This window comes from Caballeronia arvi (assembly GCF_001544695.2).
Taxonomy (GTDB): Bacteria; Pseudomonadota; Gammaproteobacteria; order Burkholderiales; family Burkholderiaceae; genus Caballeronia; species Caballeronia arvi.
Genome location: NZ_FCOM02000148.1, coordinates 1 through 4,068 on the forward strand (window position 1 = coordinate 1; position 4,068 = coordinate 4,068).

General features: G+C 59.2%; 4 protein-coding genes. 1 reads left to right on the forward strand and 3 read right to left on the reverse strand.

Annotation, left to right across the window (positions count from 1 at the left end; all coding sequences use genetic code 11):
* Window positions 1-102: 102 nt before the first annotated feature.
* The 3 genes from AWB74_RS43485 to AWB74_RS43495 are packed head-to-tail and all read right to left on the reverse strand — an operon-like array spanning window position 103 to window position 3,316.
* Window positions 103-1,119, reverse strand: a complete 1,017-nt coding sequence (locus AWB74_RS43485) for a site-specific integrase (RefSeq protein ID WP_061152658.1) — start codon at window positions 1,117-1,119, stop codon at window positions 103-105.
* Complete coding sequence (locus AWB74_RS43490) at window positions 1,116-2,084, reverse strand: tyrosine-type recombinase/integrase (protein WP_061152659.1); 969 nt, start codon at window positions 2,082-2,084, stop codon at window positions 1,116-1,118. Before AWB74_RS43490 ends, AWB74_RS43485 begins: the two co-directional genes overlap by 4 nt.
* Entirely contained in the window at window positions 2,081-3,316 is a 1,236-nt protein-coding gene (locus AWB74_RS43495; protein WP_061152660.1) for a tyrosine-type recombinase/integrase, read from the reverse strand. Before AWB74_RS43495 ends, AWB74_RS43490 begins: the two co-directional genes overlap by 4 nt.
* Window positions 3,317-3,816: 500 nt before the next feature.
* On the opposite strand from AWB74_RS43495, the gene AWB74_RS48045 reads away from it, so the two are divergent.
* The coding region (locus tag AWB74_RS48045) for a hypothetical protein (protein WP_235024940.1) at window positions 3,817-4,068 on the forward strand (252 nt) is incomplete at its 3' end.

Genomic DNA, 4,068 nt, shown 5'->3' on the forward strand with positions numbered 1-4,068 from the left:
GGATCAGTATCCCGAGAATGTTTTTATCTGGAGATAAGATACGATTTTCGGTAATTTGTAGTGCGATCTCCGGGGTTTGAACCAACATAAATTTTCCCGCGATCACAAGGACTGGAGGAACGCTAGCAGGTCAGCCTTCGGTTTCCAAGGTTTTGCGTTTGCCGGTTTAATGCCAGCCTTTTTCCAGAACGCCAGCATGGCGTCGCGCTTCATCTGCAGATTGATTGTGATGTAGCGACCCGTCGTTGCGATGCTGGCGTGACCAAGGTAATCGCGAATCACCGTCACGTCAGTTCCAGATTGCAGCAGTGCGACAGCGCAACTATGGCGCAGCGTGTGCGGCGTGATGTGTTTTCGGAGCAATGCAGGGTTACTGTGAGCTGCCGCGCTCACGTATTTGGTGAGAATGTAGGCAATGCCGTCGCGCGTCAGTGGTTGCCCGTGTCGATTGACGAAGACGCACTGGTCGCCGTTACTGCTTGACATGCCAAGCAATCGATGTAACGCGTTGGCGGTCTCAGGCCACAGCGGCAACAGACGCTCCTTTTCCCCCTTTCCTCGCAGGCGAACCTGTCTTGGCGCAACCAATTGCAGATCGCTCCACCGCAGGCCCGCAGCCTCGCCGACCCGGGCACCACAGTTGTAGAGGAACAGCAGCAGTGTATAGTCACGCCATCCTCCGCAGGTACTTTTATTCGGCATGCTGATGATCAGTCGCGCATCTTCCGGCTCCAGGTAGGTTGCTGGTTGCTGGCGAGCTTTCTTGGCAGGAATGGCCAACACCCGTATGTACTGTTGTGAGTGGACTAGGTCATTGCGCAGAAGATGCTTGAAGAAGCTCCGGATCGCCGCGCGTCGGCAGTTGCGGGTTGCCCTCGAATTAGACCGCGCGGCTTCGATGTAATCCAGGAAGCGCATTACAACGTCAGCGTCGAGGTCGGCAAGCTGCAAGGACGCCACATCGTGACCGTTCTGTTCGGAGACGAACCTGAACAGCAACGTTAGCGCATCCCGGTAGGCGCGAATGGTATGAGCGCTGGCGCCACGTTGCCGCGGCAGGTATTCGGTAAAGTACGAGTGCACGTGGGCGAACAGGCCGGGAGACTGTGAGCGGCTCATCGCAGGTAGCGCTTTGCACGTGAGTGGCGCTCGAAGCGCTGGCTTGCCAGTTGGAGCAGTTGCGGCGTGGCCTTGAGATAGACTTCCGTACCGAGCACATTCTGATGCCCGAGGTAGGCAGACAACCAGGGCAGCTTCGCATGGACGTCTACACCTTCTTCCGCCCAGCCAGTCAATCGGTGTACCGCAAAGGCGTGCCTAAGCTCGTACGGCCTAGCGCCCGAACGGCCGCGTTGTGGCTTCAGGCCAAGGTTCCGCAGCAGACATCGCAAAGCGTCGGATGCCGCGCGCAGTGTGAGTGCCGATCCATCAAGACGGATGAACAGCGTCATGGGATCGTCCGCACCGCTTGTCGTCAGTACTTTCTCGCGATAACGAATGTACTGTCGTAGCTCCTCGACGAGATCGTCACGGATCGCCAGGATGCGCGAACGTCCCTTGCTTCGTTGTACCGTCAGGATGGCCCGACGCAGATCGACGTCGACCATACGCAATCTTGCAGCCTCGCCGAGCCGCATACCGGTGCAGTACATCACGAGCGTGAGTGCCCGCAACATCGCTCCCCACATGCTGCGACCTTCGTGCTGCGTGGCGGCGTCCAGCAGAGCGAGTACCTCTTCCCGGCTAAAGATGTACGGTACGAACGTCGATTCCTTTACGGGTGCCACTGCATGATCCGGCACGAATGAGTGTGGGTCGCTGCGACGACGGAAGAGGCAAAGCTGGCGAACGACACCGAATTCATTGCCCACGGTGACGGCTTTACGGCCCTCGATTCTTGCCGTCCACTCTGTCACCACCCGTTCCAATGGCGCAGGGCATTCGCCGTACCGGTCACGAACGAAGCGTACGAAGCTGTCGAGTACGAACTCCGCGCGTTGGTATCCCGCTCCCATGGCTCGCTTGAACGCGAGGAACTCCTTTGCGTCCCGGGCAAGGGTTGTGGCGGTAATGTTCGTGCTCATCGCGGTACCGGCAGCGAGACTTCGCGAAGCGACTGCGTTGCGATGCGAACGTAGGCCGATAGCGCCCCCGGGTCGCGATGGCCGAGCAGATCCGACAGCACTCGCGCCTTGGTGCCAACATCGAGTTGCCGTGCGGCGTTTGAGTGTCGCAAGACGTGGCTGCCCAGGTACGGCGCTCGGATGCCAGCGATCGTCGCATGTTTTATAATAATGTGTCGCACTGCTGATGATGATGTTAGCGCGCCGAATGGCGACTTCATCTGGACGAACACATGCCGCGTTAGCGTATGAGCCGGACGCCCATGACGCAGGTACCGCGCAAGCACTCTGGCCACGGGCGGAAGCAGTGGCAGGACAAAGCTGACGTCCGTCTTGGGACGGAACATCTGCAGCGTGCCGGCGTTCCAGTCGATGTGCTGCAATTGCAGGCCAATTACTTCGCCGGCACCGAGGCCGTACGTGCTCATCATCAGCAGTAGCGCATGATCACGCAATCCGCGCGCCGTGCCTGTATCTACGACGCGCAGCAGGCGTTGAACGTCCTCCCAGGGTAAGGCTTGCCGGGGATTTTCGAGCGGACGTTTCACTGGCGAGATCACCGCGTCGGCGAGATCGGTGCGAATGCGTCCGCTGACCAGTAGGAAGCGGGCAAAGGATCTGACCGTGCTGGCGATGTCGGCAGTCGTTGAGGGGGCGTAACGACGGGCGCACCCGATGAGAAACGCATCGATCTCGGGCAAGGTCAACTGTCGCCACGACTTTCCGGAACAATGCAGATGCTCGAGGAGTTTGCCGACATGGTCGAGCTTCTTGCGAACCGTAACCTCGGGGTTGCCACGATGTTGCCCAAGGTGTGCAGCGTAATCGCGCAGGACCGCTGTGACAGGCGCAGGTCGGCACTCGACGGGTTTCCACGAGGGCATTGGTCTGCCAATAACCTCGTAGACGCGGCGCAATGACCGAAACGACGACTTTGCCCGCGCGAGATAGTTAGCGGTAAGGTTGCGTGAATCAGCGTACCAGTGCAGGAACCGCCCGAGTCCATCGCGCGTCAGCTCGTCAGCTTCATCAAGGCCGAGCGCGTTGCAATAGCGTCTGAACCGCAATATCCAATACAGGTATTGCCGCGCGGTACTCGCACTGACATTGCGGTCTACGCGCCATACGCGCTGGATGTCCCGGGCGGTGGGCGTGCGTTTGGGGTTCTGCTTCGCACAGGATCGCGTAACCATAGGAATACTGATAATGGAGCGTGTTCTCCACCAGAATAGATCGTTGGCCCGTGCGTGTCAGGCCACATCTTGTGTTGCCTACCTTCGTGAGCGGGGCGGCGGGGGCCACAGACTCCGAATCCAAGAGGCGGAGGTAGGCGCGCTAGCACCTCATCGTTGAGGTGAAGGCGAAGTCGAGTAAGATCGCCATCACCAACGACAACAGCCATCTCGGGGTCAGTATCCCTCAGTACTTGAACAGCGCGCTGAACCGGCCCGAGGCGACGACGGAGCCAACGAATCGCTGCTGGCAATGATACCTCCAGGCCACGCATACTTGCCGCAGCAGCCTCGATACTCGGCGAACGTGCTGCCACGGTGATCGCCTCTTCGACCTCGACGAGCAGTCCGGGCAAGCGCGCTGCCAGAAAGTCGGGCAACAGGCTGAAAGTGCGGTGTCCTTGGGGACAGTACCATCGGGCCACCCGAACCCCAGACGGCTTGGCCCTCGAGTAGCTTCCATGGCGCGCAATGCCGCAACCACCGCAAGGATGCAGTGGGCACCTGGGCAGTTTCGCTCCCTGCCACTCGCGGCCCGCCACGTAAGCTTCGACACCAGAACTCGTGTGCATGAGAATCTGCAAGAAAATCCCCCAACGCGTGACGAACCTCGCAGCGCAGGGGAATATTATGCCGACAACATTCGAGCGAATCTACGTACAAACAAGGGCCACAACCGTGTATCTCCAGATAAAAACATTCTCGGGATACTG